Source organism: Pseudomonas nicosulfuronedens (assembly GCF_005877905.1).
Lineage (GTDB): Bacteria > Pseudomonadota > Gammaproteobacteria > Pseudomonadales > Pseudomonadaceae > Pseudomonas > Pseudomonas nicosulfuronedens.
Genome location: NZ_SWDV01000001.1, coordinates 97,449 through 114,127, shown reverse-complemented (window position 1 = coordinate 114,127; position 16,679 = coordinate 97,449). Strand labels below are relative to the sequence as shown.

Here is a 16,679-nt window from a genome sequence, read left to right as displayed (position 1 = left end):
GGCGTTGCAGCGGCTCGCGGATGTCTCGACTGAAGAGCTTCAGGCCAGCTCCAGCACCCGGTCGACCGCCTTGTTGATGCCGCTGGCGGCCTCGGCGATGGACTGTGCGAGCATGTAGGCCGGAGTGGTGACCAGCTTGCGGTCCTTGTCCTCGACGATGTCTTCCACGGCGCAATCGATGTGCTTGGCGCCCATGTTGGTCAGCGCCTTGGCGGTGCCTTCGTCAGTGCCGATGGTGCATTCCACACCTTCGCCATAGATGCGCGCGGCCATGGCCGGGGCGATGCAGATCAGGCCGACCGGCTTCTTCGCCGCGGCGAAGGCCTTGGCCAGGGCCAGTACGTCCGGCTGCACCTCGCACTGATCGCCCTTGAAGGCAAAGTCACTGAGGTTCTTGGCCGCGCCGAAGCCGCCGGGCACGATCAGGGCGTCGAAGTCCTCGACCTTGGCTTCGCGCACGTCTTTCACTTCGCCGCGGGCGATGCGTGCGGACTCCACCAGCACGTTGCGCTTTTCCGCCATTTCCTCGCCGGTCAGGTGATTCAGTACATGGTGTTGCTCGATATTCGGCGCGAAGCACTGTACCTGGGCACCGCGCTGGGACAGGCGCAACAGGGTGATCACGCTTTCGTGGATTTCCGCGCCGTCGTAGACGCCACAGCCGGAGAGGATAACGGCAACTTTCTTCATGAACTGCTCCTGTACGAGGGGGCCGGGGCTGTCGCGATATGCCGCCCGGGCTGTCGCCGACGGCCGTGGCCGGCGGCGGGCAAGGGACTAGGATCCTTCCTCATAAGCATAACGATTCGGTCGCGCCATGAACTACATCCTCTTCGCCGTACCCTTCTTTTTCCTGCTGATTGCGATCGAACTGCTCGCCGACCGCTGGCGCGGCCTGCGTACCTACCGCCTGAGCGATGCGCTGAACAGCCTTAGCGCCGGTGTGCTCTCCACCACCAGCGGCCTGCTGACCAAAGGCCTGGCGGTGCTCACCTATGCCATCGCCTGGCAGCACCTGGCGCTCTTCGAGATGTCCACGCAGAGCCTCTGGGTCTGGGTATTCGCCTTCGTCTTCTACGACTTCTGCTACTACTGGAACCACCGCCTGGGCCACGAACGCAACGTGCTCTGGGCCGCGCACTCGGTGCACCACCAGAGCGAGGACTACAACCTCTCCACCGCACTGCGGCAGACCAGCACCGGCTTCATCTTCGGCTGGATCTTCTACCTGCCCATGGCGATCGCCGGGGTGCCGCCGCTGGTGTTCCTCACCGTCGGCGCGCTGAACCTGCTCTACCAGTTCTGGGTGCACACCCGTCACATCCCCAAGCTGGGCTGGTTCGAGTGGATCTTCATCACCCCGTCCAACCACCGCGTGCACCACGCGCAGAATCCTATCTACATGGATCGCAACTATGGCGGCGTGTTCATTATTTGGGACCGTCTGTTCGGCACCTTCCAGGAGGAGCTGGACGAGGAGCCGGTGGTGTTCGGCGTGACCGTGCCGCTGGCCAGCTGGAATCCGCTGTGGGCCAACCTGCAGGTCTACGCGCACCTGTGGAATGACGCGCGCCACGCCAGCAGTACCTGGGACAAGCTGCGCATCTGGTTCATGCGCACCGGCTGGCGCCCCGAGGATGTTGCCCGGCGCTATCCCATGGTCAAGCCGGACCTGGCCACCTTCCGCAAATTCGACGTGCCACTGGGGCGCGGCCGCCAGTGGTACGCCGGGCTGCAGTTCGCCACCTACGTGGTGGTTGGCACCTGGTTGCTGGGTGTCGGGGAGCACTGGCAAGTGCTGCCGCTGGTGATCGGCTGGAGCTGGATGGCTTTCGGGCTCTATGCCATCGGTTGCTGGCTGGAGAACCGTAGCTGGGCGCTGCGCCTGGAGGTGCTGCGTCTTCTTCTGAACGTGCCGGCCGTGGCGGCGCTGGCGCTGTGGGGAGGGATCGAACTGCCGCAGTGGGCGCCCTGGGCGCTGGCGGTCTACTCGCTGCTCAGCCTGATCGGGCTGCTGGGCCTGCGGCGCGCCGAGCGCCTGCCGCAGGCGGCCTGATCAATCGGACTTGGAAGCCTTGAAGCGGCGGCGCAGCCAGAACAGCAGGCCGATCACCACCAGGCCGCCGAGGACCATGAGTTCGTACTTCTTGATGTTGCCCAGCACGCCTTCGAGCACGCTGCCGAAGTAGAAGGCCGCGCTGCCCAGCACGGAAGCCCAGACGATGGCGCCGATGCCGTTGAGCAGCAGGTAGCGTGCCGGCGGGTAGCCGGACAGACCGATTGCCACCGGCATCACGGTGCGCAGGCCGTAGACGAAACGGAAGCTCAGCACCCACAGGTCGGGATGCTTGCGAACGTGCTCCAGCGCCTTGTCGCCCATTTTTTGCCAGCGCGGTTTGCGCGCGAGCAGCTTGCGACCGTGGCGACGGCCGAGGAAATACCAGAGCTGGTCGCCCGCGTAACTGCCGAAGAAAGCCACCGCGATGACGTATTCCAGCTGCATGTAGCCGCGGAATGCCAGGAAGCCGGCCAGGACCAGAATGGTCTCACCCTCGAAGAACGTGCCGAGAAACAGCGCGAAGTAGCCGAAATCCTGCAGGAATTGTTGGAGCATTATCGAGGCAACGCAGCGAAATGAACGCGAAGCCTAACTCGGTTGTCGCCCGCAGGGAAGGCACCCCAGTCTGCACAACTGACCTGGAACAAGTCCGTGCCGGTGCAGAGCGGCGGCATGCCGCTGCGGCAGGATGCCGCGACCAAGGGTCACTGTTACCGGTTGTTACCAATCGGTCATAATTCAGGGCTATAACTGTCAGACTGTGCCTGCTGTATCAGGCCCTGGAGTACGCCGTGAGCTTCATTCCCGCCGATCGTGCCTTCCCCTTCACTCGTCTGCGTCGCAACCGTCGTGACGAATTTTCCCGCCGTCTGGTGCGCGAAAACGTCCTGACCACCAACGACCTGATCCTTCCGGTGTTCGTCCTCGACGGCAAGAACCAGCGTGAAGCGGTACCCTCGATGCCGGGTGTGGAGCGCATGTCCATCGACCTGCTGCTCAAGGAAGCCGAAGAGCTGGTGGAGCTGGGCATCCCGGCCCTGGCGCTGTTCCCGGTGACGCCGCTGGAGAAGAAATCCCTCGATGGCGCCGAAGCCTTCAACCCCGATGGCATTGCCCAGCGCGCCACCCGCGCCCTGCGCGAGCGCTTCCCGGAACTGGGCATCATCACCGACGTGGCGCTGGACCCGTTCACCAGCCACGGCCAGGACGGCATCCTCGACGAAGACGGCTACGTCCTGAACGATATTTCCGTTGATGTGCTGGTCAAACAGGCGCTTTCCCACGCCGAAGCCGGCGCCCAGGTCGTGGCTCCCTCGGACATGATGGACGGCCGTATCGGGGCGATCCGCGAGGCCCTGGAGTCCACCGGTCACATCAACACCCGCATCATGGCCTACTCGGCCAAGTACGCCAGCGCCTACTACGGCCCGTTCCGCGATGCCGTCGGCTCCGCCGCCAACCTGGGCAAGGGCAACAAGGCCACCTACCAGATGGACCCGGCCAACAGCGACGAAGCGCTGCACGAGATCTACGCTGACCTCGCCGAAGGCGCCGACATGATCATGGTCAAGCCGGGCATGCCCTATCTCGACATCGTTCGCCGGGCCAAGGACGAATTCCGCGCGCCGACCTTTGTCTACCAGGTCAGTGGCGAGTACGCGATGCACATGGCTGCGATCAACAACGGCTGGCTCAGCGAGGCGGTGATCCTGGAATCGCTGCTGGCCTTCAAACGCGCTGGCGCAGATGGCATCCTGACCTACTTCGCCAAGCGCGCAGCACAACAATTGAAAAGCGGGGGCTGACCCCGTCGATGAGACGAGCGATGAATACCGAAGGCATTAGCGAAACCGAAGTTATCGAAGCTGACACCACCGCTGAAATCACCGAAGTCGTGGTGGAAGAGGTCGCCGAGGCGACGCCACCCCCCGTCGAGCCGGCGGTGCCGGCGATCAACGTGGACGACAGTGCCCTCTACATTCATCGCGAGCTCTCGCAGCTGCAGTTCAACATCCGCGTGCTGGAGCAGGCGCTGGATGAGTCCTACCCGCTGCTGGAGCGCTTGAAGTTCCTGCTGATCTTCTCCAGCAACCTCGACGAGTTCTTCGAGATCCGCGTTGCTGGCCTGAAGAAGCAGATCACTTTTGCCCGCGAGCAGGCCGGCGCCGACGGCCTGTTGCCGCACCAGGCGCTGGCGCGCATCAGCGAACAGGTGCACGAGCAGGTCGCTCGCCAGTACAGCATCCTCAACGACATCCTGTTGCCGGAGCTGGCCAAGCACGATATCCGCTTCATCCGCCGCCGTTACTGGACGCCGAAGATCAAGGCCTGGGTCCGTCGCTTCTTCCGTGACGAGATCGCGCCCATCGTCACCCCGATCGGCCTCGACCCGACCCATCCGTTCCCGCTGCTGGTGAACAAGAGCCTGAACTTCATGGTCGAGCTCGAGGGCCTGGACGCCTTCGGCCGTGACTCCGGCCTGGCGATCATCCCCGCGCCGCGTTCGCTGCCGCGGATCATCCGCCTGCCGGAAGAAGTCGCCGGCCCCGGCGACAACTACGTGTTCCTGTCGTCGATGATCCACGCCCACGCCGACGACCTGTTCCACGGCATGAAGGTGAAGGGCTGCTACCAGTTCCGCCTGACCCGTAACGCCGACCTCTCGGTGGATGCCGAGGACGTCGAGGACCTGGCCCGCGCGCTGCGCGGCGAGCTGTTCTCGCGTCGCTACGGTGACGCGGTGCGCCTGGAGGTGGTGGACACCTGCCCGGTGCCCCTGTCCAACTACCTGCTCAAGCAGTTCGGCCTGTCCGAAACCGAGCTGTACCGCGTCAGCGGCCCGGTCAACCTGACCCGCCTGTTCAGCGTCACCGGTCTCGCCAGCCATCCTGAGCTGCAGTCGCCGCCGTTCACCCCGGCGATCCCCAAACTGCTGCAGAAGAAGGAAAACCTGTTCAACGTCCTGGGCAAGCTCGACGTGCTGCTGATGCACCCGTTCGAGTCCTTCACCCCGGTGGTCGACCTCCTGCGCCAGGCGGCCAAGGACCCCAGCGTGCTGGCGATCAAGCAGACGCTGTATCGCTCCGGCGCCAACTCCGAGATCGTCGACGCGCTGGTGGAAGCCGCGCGAAACGGCAAGGAAGTCACCGTGGTGATCGAGTTGCGGGCGCGCTTCGATGAAGAGTCCAACCTCCAGTTGGCCAGCCGCCTGCAGCAGGCCGGCGCCGTGGTGATCTACGGCGTGGTTGGCTTCAAGACCCACGCCAAGATGATGTTGATCCTGCGTCGCGAGGACGGTGAGCTGCGCCGTTACGCGCACCTGGGCACCGGCAACTACCACGCCGGCAACGCCCGTCTGTACACCGACTACAGCCTGCTGACCGCCGACGTGGCGCTCTGCGAGGACCTGCACAAGCTGTTCAACCAGCTGATCGGCATGGGCAAGACCCTGCGCATGAAGAAGCTCCTTCACGCGCCCTTCACCCTGAAGAAGAACCTGCTGGAGATGATCAACCGCGAGGCCGCCCAGGCGGCCGAAGGCAAGCCGGCGCACATCATGGCCAAGGTCAACTCGCTGACCGACGCCAAGGTCATCCGCGCGCTGTACAAGGCCAGCCAGGCGGGCGTGAAGATCGATCTGGTGGTGCGCGGCATGTGCTGCCTGCGTCCGGGCGTGCCGGGTGTATCGCACAATATCCAGGTGCGCTCGATCATCGGCCGCTTCCTGGAGCACAGCCGGATCTACTACTTCCTCAACGGCGGCGAGGAGAAGCTCTATCTCTCCAGCGCCGACTGGATGGAACGCAACCTCGACATGCGCGTGGAGACCTGCTTCCCGGTGGAAGGCAAGAAGCTCGTGCTGCGCGTGAAGAAGGAGCTGGAGTCCTACCTGACCGACAATACCCAGGCCTGGGTGCTGCAGTCCGACGGCAGCTACGTGCGCCAGAGTCCCAGCGGCAACCAGAACGCCCGCAACGCCCAGGCGACCCTGCTGGAGCGCCTGTGCACGCCGGTGATCAGCGGTCGCTGATCCGGTGTGTATCGAAAGCCCTGCCGCTTGCGGCGGGGCTTTTTCATGCGCGGTGCCTGGGTTTTTTCGTAGGAGCGGCTGCCGCGTGATGGCTGCGAATCATCGGAAATAAAAAGGCCCCGGCGTTTGCGCGCCGGGGCCTTTGTCTTTCGTGGTAGCGATCAGCTCACGCTGAGCGAATAGCCCACGCGCTTGAGCCATTCGGCTTCCTGCTCGAAGTCCGCCTGGGTCAGTGGGTTGGCCGCCAGCCAGCCGTCCGGGAAGCGCACGTCCAGCGACTTGCCGGAGGCCTTCAGCGCCACGGCCGGCATTTCCTGGGTGCCACGGATGTGGTGGAAGAGGATGGCGAAGCGCAGCACGATGCACAGGCGGATCAGCTTGTCGCCTTCATCGCCCAGCTCGTTGAACTTGTCCACCGGGATGTTGCGGCGGTGGCCGCGCACCAGCAGCGCCAGGGTCAGCTGGTCCAGGCGTGAGAAGCCGGCCAGGTCCGAGTGCTCCAGCAGGTAGGCGCCGTGCTTGTGGTAGTGGTAGTGGGCGATGTCCAGGCCCAGCTCGTGCACGCGGGCGGCCCACATCAGCAGCTCGCGGTGGCCTTCGTCGTTGAGGTCCCAGGCCTTGGCGACCTGATCCAGCGATTCCAGCGCCTTGGCCTCGACCCGCGCGGCCTGTTCCGGATCGACGTGGTAGCGCTCCATCAGGGCGCCGATGGTGCGTTCACGGACGTCCTCGTGGTGGTGACGGCCCAGCAGATCGTAGAGCACGCCTTCGCGCAGGGCGCCTTCGGAGTGGGTCATGCGCGTCAGCTCTAGGGCGTCGAACAGCGCCTCGAGGATCGCCATGCCGGCCGGGAAGATCGGTCGGCGGTCCGGTTTGATGCCGTCGATGTCGAGCTTCTCGACCTCGCCCAGCTTGAACATCTTGCGCTTGAGCCAGGCCAGGCCATCCGGGTTGATCTCGCCGTTGCCGTGGCCGCCGGCCTGGATCGCCAGGCAGATCGCGCGGATGGTCCCGGAGGCGCCGACGGCTTCGTCCCAGCCCAGGCGACGCAGGCTGTTCTCGATGCTCATCAGCTCCAGGCGGGCCGAGGTATAGGCCTGCGCGTAGCGCGCCGGGGTGATCTTGCCGTCCTTGAAGTAGCGTTGGGTGAAGCTCACGCAGCCCATCTGCAGGCTCTCGCGCAGTTGCGATTCGAACTGCTGGCCGATGATGAACTCGGTGCTGCCGCCGCCGATGTCGACCACCAGGCGCTTGCCGGGGTTGTCGGGCAGGGTGTGGGACACGCCGAGGTAGATCAGGCGTGCTTCTTCACGGCCGGAGATGACTTCCACCGGGTGGCCCAGGATCTGGTCGGCGACGCGGATGAATTCGGCACGGTTGCGAGCCTCGCGCAGAGCGTTGGTGCCTACGACGCGAACCGAGCCCGGCGGCATGCCGTTGATGAACTGGGCGAACTGCTTCAGGCAGTCGTAGCCGCGCTGCATCGCTTCCTCGGTGAGCATGCGGTCTTCGCCGATGCCCGCGGCCAGCTGGACCTTCTCGCCCAATCGCTCGAGGATGCGGATCTCGCCGTGATCGGCCTTCGCCAAAACCATGTGGAAACTGTTCGAGCCAAGGTCAATGGCCGCGATCATCGGAAAGGTCTTGGCAGGGGTATGGGGCATAGGGGCGGGTCCGGATAAATACGGGAGACATCCTGCCATTTTAGGCAGGTAGTGCCAATGAAGGGGTTGTCACCGATCAGAAGTCACCGCGGCAGTGATAGATACACTCAATCGGCTGCGCCTTTCGGTGTGGGCCGAGGCGGGATATGATGGCGGACACTTTTTCGCATCCGATTGACGGAGAGAATACATGAGCGAACATATCGTCAATGTTACCGATGCCAGCTTCGAGCAGGACGTACTGAAGTCCGACGGTCCCGTGCTGGTCGACTACTGGGCCGAATGGTGCGGCCCGTGCAAGATGATTGCCCCGGTACTCGACGAGATCGCCAAGGACTATCAGGGCAAGCTGAAAGTCTGCAAGCTGAACATCGACGAGAACCAGGACACCCCGCCGAAGTACGGCGTGCGTGGCATTCCGACCCTGATGCTGTTCAAGGGCGGCAACGTCGAAGCGACCAAGGTCGGCGCACTGTCCAAGTCGCAGCTGGCTGCCTTCCTCGACAGCAACATCTAAGTCGAGAAGTCCTGAAAAACCCCGCCAATGCGCGGGGTTTTTCGTTATTGCCCCTAGACGCTCCGAAACTCGGGTGTTAAATTCGGGCGCACAACGATTATTTCGTTGTCCCCTGCAAGCCGTCGCCGACGCACTTCCTATTCGAATTCCAAGCGATCCTGTCCGTCATCTACGGCGCGGCTCTTCAAGCATCACGCTTGTTCCCTTTTCCCCTTTCAGCGTATTTACGTCCCTTCTATGAATCTGACCGAACTCAAGCAAAAGCCGATTGCCGAATTGCTGGAAATGTCCGATGCCATGGGCCTGGAAAACATGGCCCGTTCGCGCAAGCAGGACATCATCTTCGCACTGCTGAAAAAGCACGCGAAAAGCGGCGAGGAAATCTCCGGTGACGGCGTGCTGGAGATTCTCCAGGATGGCTTCGGCTTCCTGCGCTCCGCCGATTCCTCGTACCTGGCCGGCCCGGACGACATCTATGTCTCGCCCAGCCAGATCCGTCGCTTCAACCTGCGCACGGGCGATACCATCATCGGCAAGATTCGGCCGCCGAAGGAAGGCGAGCGTTACTTCGCTCTGCTGAAAGTCGACTCGATCAACTTCGATCGTCCGGAGAACGCGAAGAACAAGATTCTCTTCGAGAACCTGACCCCGCTGTTCCCGACCAAGCGCCTGACCATGGAGGCCGGCAACGGCTCCACCGAGGACCTCACCGGCCGTGTGATCGACCTCTGCTCGCCGATCGGCAAGGGCCAGCGCGGCCTGATCGTCGCCCCGCCGAAAGCGGGCAAGACCATCATGCTGCAGAACATCGCCTCGAACATCACCCGTAATAACCCCGAGTGCCACCTGATCGTCCTGCTGATCGACGAGCGCCCGGAAGAAGTGACCGAGATGCAGCGCACCGTGCGCGGCGAAGTGGTCGCTTCCACCTTCGACGAACCGCCGACCCGCCACGTGCAGGTCGCCGAGATGGTGATCGAGAAGGCCAAGCGCCTGGTCGAGCACAAGAAGGACGTGATCATCCTGCTCGACTCCATCACCCGCCTGGCCCGTGCCTACAACACCGTGATCCCCAGCTCCGGCAAGGTGCTCACCGGTGGTGTCGACGCCCACGCCCTGGAAAAGCCCAAGCGCTTCTTCGGTGCGGCGCGCAACATCGAGGAAGGCGGTTCGCTGACCATCCTCGCCACCGCGCTGATCGAAACCGGCTCGAAGATGGACGAAGTGATCTACGAGGAGTTCAAGGGTACCGGTAACTCGGAACTGATCCTCGACCGTCGCATCTCGGAAAAACGCGTGTTCCCGGCGATCAACATCAACCGCTCGGGCACCCGCCGCGAAGAGCTGCTCACCGGTGAGGAAGAGCTGCAGCGCATGTGGATCCTGCGCAAGATCCTGCACCCGATGGACGAGATCGCCGCGGTCGAATTCCTGCTCGACAAGCTCAAGCAGACCAAGACCAACGACGAGTTCTTCGATTCGATGAAGCGCAGCAAGTAAGCGCCTCTCGAACCACACAAGGCCGGGGAAACCCGGCCTTCGTGTTTCTGCGCGGCGGCGTTGCGCGGTAGACTGTCGCATCATCCTGCCGCCATCGAGATCCTCATGCAGTATCGCGACCTGCGCGAGTTCATCGCTGCCCTGGAGCAGCGCGGACAGCTCAAGCGCATCCAGGCGCCGGTATCCCCGGTGCTGGAAATGACCGAGGTGTGCGACCGCACCCTGCGCGCCAAGGGCCCGGCCCTGCTGTTCGAAAAGCCCACCGGCTTCGACATGCCCGTGCTCGGCAACCTGTTCGGAACACCCGAGCGCGTCGCCCTGGGCATGGGCGCCGAGGACGTCTCCGAGCTGCGCGAGATCGGCAAGCTGCTGGCCTTCCTCAAGGAACCCGAGCCGCCCAAGGGGCTGAAGGACGCCTGGTCCAAGCTGCCGATCTTCAAGAAGGTCATCAACATGGCGCCCAAGGTCCTGAAGGACGCGCCGTGCCAGGAAGTGATCGAGGAGGGCGACGCTGTCGACCTGTCGAAACTGCCAGTGCAGACTTGCTGGCCCGGCGACGTCGCGCCGCTGATCACCTGGGGCCTGACGGTCACCCGCGGGCCGAACAAGGAACGGCAGAACCTGGGCATCTACCGCCAGCAGGTGATCGGCCGTAACAAGGTCATCATGCGCTGGCTCAGCCACCGTGGCGGCGCGCTGGACTTCCGCGAGTGGTGCCAGAAGCATCCCGGCCAGCCTTATCCGGTGGCTGTGGCGCTGGGTGCGGACCCGGCGACCATCCTCGGCGCGGTGACCCCGGTGCCGGACAACCTTTCCGAATACGCCTTCGCCGGCCTGCTGCGCGGGCACAAGACCGAGCTGGTCAAGTGCATCGGCAGTGACCTGCAGGTGCCGGCCAGCGCCGAGATCGTCCTCGAAGGGGTGATCCATCCCGGCGAGATGGCCGATGAAGGCCCGTACGGCGACCACACCGGCTACTACAACGAGGTGGACCGCTTCCCGGTGTTCACCGTCGAGCGCATCACCCGGCGGCAGAAACCGATCTACCACAGCACCTACACGGGCCGTCCGCCGGATGAGCCGGCAATCCTCGGCGTGGCGCTGAACGAAGTCTTCGTTCCGATCCTGCAGAAGCAGTTCCCCGAAATCACCGACTTCTACCTGCCGCCCGAAGGCTGCTCCTACCGCATGGCGGTGGTGACCATGAAGAAGCAGTACCCCGGCCACGCCAAGCGCGTGATGCTCGGTGTCTGGTCGTTCCTGCGACAGTTCATGTACACCAAGTTCGTTATCGTCACCGATGACGACATCAACGCCCGCGACTGGAACGACGTGATCTGGGCCATCACCACGCGCATGGACCCCAAGCGCGACACGGTGATGATCGACAACACACCGATCGACTACCTGGACTTCGCTTCGCCGATCTCGGGCCTGGGCTCGAAGATGGGGCTGGACGCCACCCACAAGTGGCCGGGCGAGACCAGCCGCGAATGGGGCCGGGTGATCGAGAAAGACCCGGCGGTGACCCGCCGCGTCGACGAAATCTGGGCGAGCCTGGGTATCGATTGATCCCCGGGGCAATCTGGCTCGCTGCGGTTGATGCGGAGCACGGAGGCTTTTTTCGTAGGATGGGTCGGGCGGCGTTCCGCGAGCCTAGGCGATACCCAGGCTGCCGGGAATGATGGGTATCGCTTCGCTCCACGCCATCCTACGGCGCAATCGGCGATAGCAGCCCCAATCTGTAAAAGAACGAGAACATCGCTTGAAAGTGACCTTGCAACCCTCCGGCGCCCAGCTTGAGCTGAAACACGGAGAACGTATCCTCGACGGTGCCCGGCGCCTGGGCTACGAGTGCCCGCAAAGCTGCCGCAACGGTAACTGCCATATCTGCGCGGCGCTGCTGGTGGAAGGCCGTGTGCGCCAGGAGGGCGAGGTGCGCGACCACGGTGAGCTCTTCACCTGCCTGGCCGAGCCGCTGGAAGACTGCGTGCTGCATTGGGACGGTGTGCTGGCTCCTGGCGAGCTGCCGGTGCGCAAGCTGTCCTGCCAACTGACCTTCTGCGAGCCGGTCGGTGGTGATGTCTGGCGCGTGCGCCTGCGTGCTCCGGCCGGCAAGCCGCCGCGCTACCACGCTGGGCAGTACGTGTTGATCGAGCGTGAGGGCAGCGATCCGGCGGCCTTTTCCCTGGCCTCCGCGCCGCAGGAAGGGCGAGACCTGGAACTGCACATCCTGGCCCGCGAGAACAGCGCCATCGACCTGCTGACCCAGTTGCAACGCGACCGCTTCGCCCGCGTGCAGATGCCCTTCGGCGACGCGCACCTGGCCGACCTGCCGGACGGCCCGCTGGTGCTGATCGCCGCGGGTACCGGCATGGCGCAGATGCACAGCCTGATCGAGTTCTGTCGTGCCAGCGGCTTCGCCCACCCGGTCCACCTGTACTGGGGCGTGCGGCGCCCGGAAGACTTCTACGAGCTGCCACACTGGGAGCAGTGGGAAAGCGTGCCCAATCTGCATCTGCACAAGATCGTCAGCGACCTGTGCGGTTGGCAGGGGCGCTGCGGCCTGTTGCACGAAGCGGTGTGCGAGGACTTCGCCGAGCTGTCCGGCCTGCGGGTTTACGCCAGCGGTTCGCCGGCGATGGTCTATGGCACGTTGGATGCGCTGGTGGCGGCGGGGATGGACCCGCATCAGATGCGCGCCGACGTCTTCGCCTACGCGCCGCGGGGCTGATTCGCAGGGAGGCTGCTTTCTGTAGGAGCGAGCTTGCTCGCGAACTGGAGTGGCCAGGTATACCGAAGCTGGGCGGGTTCGCGAGCAAGCTCGCTCCTACCGGTTTACCCCGGCGCTATAGAGTGCGGCCGGAGTGTTTGGCCGATCATTCAGCCGAATCGGCCACGCGGTCCGTGCTGAGAGAAAACTCCTCCTGCAGCGCTGCGCGAATCCAGTCCTCGAACCAGGCCACGTCGGCGCTCACCGCTCCGGTGGGCAGCAGCAGCTGGTAGCTCTCCAGCGGTACTTCCTCGGGCAGTGGTCGCACCAGCGTGCCGGCGGCGAGCTGGTGCTTGACCAGCACCAGGTTGGCCAGGGCGATGCCGTGGCCGGCCTCGGCCATGGACAGCGCGTGGTCGTTGCTGACGTAGAGGACGTCGGAATTCACCCGCAGTTCGAGGCCGATGGTGGACAGCCAGAGGTTCCACCACTCGCCGTCATCGACGTGGATCAGCTTGTGCTGCGCCAGCTCATGCACGCTGGTCAGCGGGCCGTGCTGCTCGAGGTAGGAGGGTGAGCACACCGGGAATACCGCCGGCCGCACCAGCGTGCTGTGACACTGCGGATAGACGCCGGGAAGCCCATAGACTATTCCCAGATCGGCGCTTTTACCGTCCACTTCGGTGAAAGTCGGGTTGGGTTCCACTGCCACCTTCAGGCCGGGTCGCTGCTGGCGCAGGGTTTCCAGGCGCGGCATCAGCCAGCGCTTGGCGAAGGCCGGCACCACCAGGATCTTCAGCCAGCGCGCGGTGCCGCCGGGAGCCAGCTCATGGCCGGCGTCGGCGATCTGCTGCAGGGCTGTGGATATCTTCGCGTAGTAACGCTGCCCGGCCGGCGTCAGGCTTACTCCGCGCGGGGTGCGCTCGAACAGCTGCACGCCCAGCCAATCCTCCAGCAGCTTCACGTGACGGCCGATGGCCGGTTGCGTCACATGCAGGTCTTTCGAGGCGGCGACGTAGCTGCCCAGCCGTGCGGCGGCCTCGAAGGCGCGAACGGCATTGAGCGGCGGAAGGCGCTGGATGGACATGGTGTGGCCTCGGGGGGTATCAGCTTTTTAGCTGTTAAATTATTTAATATCGAATGTAAGAAAATTGAGCTTTCCGCTCAACCACCTTTCTTCGAATATCCGCCTCAACAACACCACAACTTGGGCCTGACCCAAGGCCAGCGCTGCGATCCAGCGTCTCTAGTCCTGCCAGAACAACTACAAGATCCCCCGACCGCCTGCTGGTGGCGGAAGGGAAGGTACGGAGGTTTCACCATGAATGCCCTGCACAGCCTGCAGACGGCGGCGGTCTCTATCCGCTCCGTGCGCAAGGTCTACGGCGACCCGGCCAGCGGTCCCGTCGCGCTCAAATGTGTCGACCTGGACATCCGCGACAACGAATTCTTCACCCTGCTCGGCCCCTCGGGCTGCGGCAAGACCACCCTGCTGCGAATGATCGCCGGCTTCGAGTTCCCCACCTCCGGGGAAATCCAGCTCTACGGCGAGAACATCGCCGACCGCCCGCCGTTCGAGCGCCCGGTCAACACGGTGTTCCAGCACTACGCGTTGTTCCCGCACATGACCATCGCCGAGAACCTCGCCTTCGGCCTGGAATCCCACCCGATGGGCCAGCGCATGAGCAAGGCACAGGTTGCCGAGCGTGTCCGTGAGATGCTCGCCCTGGTGCAGATGGAACGCTTCGCCCAGCGCAAGCCGACCCAGCTCTCCGGCGGCCAGCAGCAGCGCGTCGCCCTGGCCCGCGCGTTGGCGCCACATCCCAAGGTGCTGCTGCTCGACGAGCCACTGTCCGCGCTCGATCTCAAGCTGCGCCAGGCCATGCGCGAAGAGCTCAAGGCGATTCAGTCCAAGACCGGCATCACCTTCATCTTCGTCACCCATGACCAGGAAGAAGCCCTGACCATGTCCGACCGCATCGCCGTGCTCTCCGAGGGCGAGGTGCAGCAGGTCGGTCGTCCGGACGACATCTACGAACACCCGCGCAACCGCTTCGTCGCCGATTTCATCGGTGAGACCAACTTCCTCCCGGCTCGCGTCGAGAACTTCGACGGCGAGCGCGCGTACTACCGGATTGCCGGCGACCAGCTGATCGAGGCCGGCAGCCGCGAAGGCCTGAAGGTCGACGCCGAGGTCACCCTGTCGATCCGTCCGGAGCGCCTGCAACTGGTGGCCGAGGACACGCCGTCCGCCACCCCCTGCAGCGTCGTCCAGCAGATCTACCTGGGCACCGACCTGCAGTATCAGGTCGAGCTTCAGGACGGCAGCAAGCTGACCGTGCGTGCGCCGAACAGCGCTGGCCAGCGTGGCCGCCTGGTCGCCGGGCAACGCGCCGGGCTGCTGTTCGAAAAAGGCAGCGCCAGCGTCCTGGTGGACTGAGCGGAGGTGAACATGAACCGGTTATCCACAACCTCCGGCAATGCGCTGGAGCGGCGCCAGGCGCTGCGCAGCTTCCTCGGCGTGTCCCCCGCACTGGTCTCCATCGGGTTGTTCCTGATCGTGCCGATCTTCATCGTGGTCGGTTACTCGCTGATGCAGGCCAACCCCTACGGCGGGGTGAACCCGCACTTCAGCGTCGACGCCTACGTCTCGCTGCTGTTCGAGCGCCAGCTCGACGACAGCCTGGCCTTCGCCGACTCGTACATGGTGATCGCCCTGCGCTCCATCGGCATCGCCGCGGCGACCACCGTCATCACCCTGCTGGTGGGCTTCCCGGTGGCGGTGTGGCTGGCGATGCAGCCGGCGCACCGCCGCGGCCTGCTGATCTTCCTGATCACCGTGCCGTTCTGGGCCAATCTGCTGATCCGCACCTACGCCTGGATCCTGCTGCTGCGCGGCACCGGCGTGGTCAACGGCACGCTGATGAGCCTGGGCGTGATCAACCAGCCGCTGAACCTGCTCTATACCGACGGCGCGGTGCTGCTGGGCCTGGTCTACACCTATGCGCCCTTCGTCGTGCTGCCGATCTACGCCACCCTCGAGAAGATGGACATGCGCCTGCTCGAAGCGGCCCAGGACCTCTACGCCGGGCGTATCCGCACCCTGCGCAAGGTCGTCCTGCCGATCGCCCGTCCGGGCATCCTGGCCGGCGCGATCCTCACCTTCGTACCGTGCCTGGGCGCGATGATCGCCCCCGAGCTGCTCGGCGGCGGCACCAAGATGATGCTCGGCAACCTGATCTTCCGGCAGTTCAGCGACTCGCGGAACTGGCCCTTTGGTGCGGCGCTGTCGCTGGTGCTGATGGGCGCGGTGATGCTGGTGCTGATGTTCTACGCGATGCGCGCCGAACGCCTGCGCATCGCCCGGGGAGGTGAGTGATGCTCTCGCTGCTGACTAAACGCCGTCTAGGCGTACAGGATTTCCGTGGCTTCGGCGTCCTGAGCTTCCTGTTCTACCTGTACCTCTACGCGCCCATCGTGGTGCTGGTGGTGCTGTCGTTCAACGCCAACCAGTCCGCTACCGTGTGGACCGGCTTCAGCCTCGACTGGTACCGCGCCGCCTTCGCCAACCAGGCGCTGCGCCAGGCCGCCGGCAACAGCCTGCTGATCGCCGTGTGCGCCAGCGTGATTGCCACGGCGATCGCCACCCTGGCCGCGCTGGGCACCTCGCGCGGCGCCAAGTTCAAGGGCCTGCGCCTGTCCATGGGCGCGATCATGCTGCCGCTGGTGTTGCCGGAGATCGTGGTCGGCGTCGCCACCCTGGCGCTGTTCTCCACCCTCGGCCTGTCGCTGGGCTACGGCAACCTGATCATCGCCCACACGGTGTTCTGCATCCCGTTCGCCTACCTGCCGATCCGTGCCCGCCTCAACGACATGGACCTGTCCCTGGAACAGGCCGCCGCCGACCTCTACGCCGGGCCCTGGCGGACTTTCCGCAAGGTCACCCTGCCGCTGCTGATGCCGGGAATCTTCTCCGGGCTGATGCTGGCCTTCATCGTCTCGCTGGATAACTTCGTGATCTCGATGATGGTCTCCCAGGCCGGCACCACCACCTTGCCGATCTTCATCTTCGGCCTGCTGCGCATGGGCGTGACGCCCGATGTGAACGCGGTGTCGACCCTGATCCTCGGCGTTTCCGTGCTGTTCGTAACCCTGTCGTTCCTGCTCGGCAAGAAGAAGGCCTGAGCCCACATACC

Annotated in this window: 14 protein-coding genes; 10 read left to right on the top strand and 4 right to left on the bottom strand. The window is 64.4% G+C overall.

What is annotated here, in order from left to right; translation table 11 throughout:
- Positions 1-39 precede the first annotated feature (39 nt).
- Positions 40-690 carry an isoprenoid biosynthesis glyoxalase ElbB gene (elbB, locus tag FAS41_RS00570; RefSeq protein ID WP_138519782.1) on the bottom strand — a complete coding sequence of 217 codons (651 nt, stop codon included), beginning with the start codon at positions 688-690 and terminating at the stop codon, positions 40-42.
- Between the two features lie 127 nt (positions 691-817).
- Between elbB and FAS41_RS00565 the strand changes: the two genes are divergently transcribed.
- Positions 818-2,056 carry a sterol desaturase family protein gene (locus tag FAS41_RS00565; protein ID WP_138519781.1) on the top strand — a complete coding sequence of 413 codons (1,239 nt, stop codon included), beginning with the start codon at positions 818-820 and terminating at the stop codon, positions 2,054-2,056.
- Here FAS41_RS00565 and FAS41_RS00560 read toward each other — a convergent pair whose 3' ends face one another.
- Positions 2,057-2,617, bottom strand: a complete 561-nt coding sequence (locus FAS41_RS00560) for a DedA family protein (protein ID WP_138519780.1) — start codon at positions 2,615-2,617, stop codon at positions 2,057-2,059.
- A 233-nt stretch (positions 2,618-2,850) separates the two neighbouring features.
- Here FAS41_RS00560 and hemB point away from each other — a divergent pair, with 233 nt between their 5' ends.
- The gene (gene hemB, locus FAS41_RS00555; protein ID WP_017521366.1) at positions 2,851-3,864 is read left to right on the top strand and encodes a porphobilinogen synthase; all 1,014 of its coding nucleotides are present in this window, start codon (positions 2,851-2,853) and stop codon (positions 3,862-3,864) included.
- A 20-nt stretch (positions 3,865-3,884) separates the two neighbouring features.
- Positions 3,885-6,089: a polyphosphate kinase 1 gene (gene ppk1 / locus FAS41_RS00550; protein ID WP_138519779.1), complete on the top strand. Its 2,205-nt coding sequence runs from the start codon at positions 3,885-3,887 to the stop codon at positions 6,087-6,089.
- 161 nt (positions 6,090-6,250) lie between these two features.
- On the opposite strand, the gene ppx is transcribed toward ppk1, so the two are convergent.
- Positions 6,251-7,753, bottom strand: coding sequence for an exopolyphosphatase (gene ppx / locus FAS41_RS00545; protein ID WP_138519778.1), 1,503 nt, complete (start codon positions 7,751-7,753; stop codon positions 6,251-6,253).
- Positions 7,754-7,943: 190 nt separating this feature from the next.
- Here ppx and trxA point away from each other — a divergent pair, with 190 nt between their 5' ends.
- The 4 genes from trxA to FAS41_RS00525 all read left to right on the top strand — a co-directional run bounded on the left by trxA (position 7,944) and on the right by FAS41_RS00525 (position 12,504).
- On the top strand, positions 7,944-8,270 hold the full coding sequence (trxA, locus tag FAS41_RS00540) for a thioredoxin TrxA (RefSeq protein ID WP_015475045.1): 327 nt from the start codon (positions 7,944-7,946) through the stop codon (positions 8,268-8,270).
- 237 nt (positions 8,271-8,507) lie between these two features.
- The gene (gene rho / locus FAS41_RS00535; protein ID WP_138519777.1) at positions 8,508-9,770 is read left to right on the top strand and encodes a transcription termination factor Rho; all 1,263 of its coding nucleotides are present in this window, start codon (positions 8,508-8,510) and stop codon (positions 9,768-9,770) included.
- Between the two features lie 105 nt (positions 9,771-9,875).
- Positions 9,876-11,342: a 4-hydroxy-3-polyprenylbenzoate decarboxylase gene (ubiD, locus tag FAS41_RS00530; RefSeq protein ID WP_138519776.1), complete on the top strand. Its 1,467-nt coding sequence runs from the start codon at positions 9,876-9,878 to the stop codon at positions 11,340-11,342.
- A 193-nt stretch (positions 11,343-11,535) separates the two neighbouring features.
- A complete protein-coding gene (locus FAS41_RS00525) occupies positions 11,536-12,504 on the top strand; it encodes a CDP-6-deoxy-delta-3,4-glucoseen reductase (protein ID WP_138519775.1) in 969 nt (322 codons plus the stop codon).
- A 145-nt stretch (positions 12,505-12,649) separates the two neighbouring features.
- Here FAS41_RS00525 and FAS41_RS00520 read toward each other — a convergent pair whose 3' ends face one another.
- Positions 12,650-13,570: a LysR substrate-binding domain-containing protein gene (locus FAS41_RS00520; RefSeq protein ID WP_138519774.1), complete on the bottom strand. Its 921-nt coding sequence runs from the start codon at positions 13,568-13,570 to the stop codon at positions 12,650-12,652.
- Between the two features lie 234 nt (positions 13,571-13,804).
- On the opposite strand from FAS41_RS00520, the gene FAS41_RS00515 reads away from it, so the two are divergent.
- From FAS41_RS00515 to FAS41_RS00505, 3 genes are read left to right on the top strand one after another with little or no spacing between them, the layout of a single operon-like run.
- On the top strand, positions 13,805-14,923 hold the full coding sequence (locus tag FAS41_RS00515; RefSeq protein ID WP_138519773.1) for an ABC transporter ATP-binding protein: 1,119 nt from the start codon (positions 13,805-13,807) through the stop codon (positions 14,921-14,923).
- A 12-nt stretch (positions 14,924-14,935) separates the two neighbouring features.
- Positions 14,936-15,862: an ABC transporter permease gene (locus FAS41_RS00510; protein WP_088415887.1), complete on the top strand. Its 927-nt coding sequence runs from the start codon at positions 14,936-14,938 to the stop codon at positions 15,860-15,862.
- On the top strand, positions 15,862-16,668 hold the full coding sequence (locus FAS41_RS00505) for an ABC transporter permease (RefSeq protein ID WP_017521375.1): 807 nt from the start codon (positions 15,862-15,864) through the stop codon (positions 16,666-16,668). The genes FAS41_RS00510 and FAS41_RS00505 overlap by 1 nt, the downstream gene beginning before the upstream one ends.
- Positions 16,669-16,679: the final 11 nt, after the last annotated feature.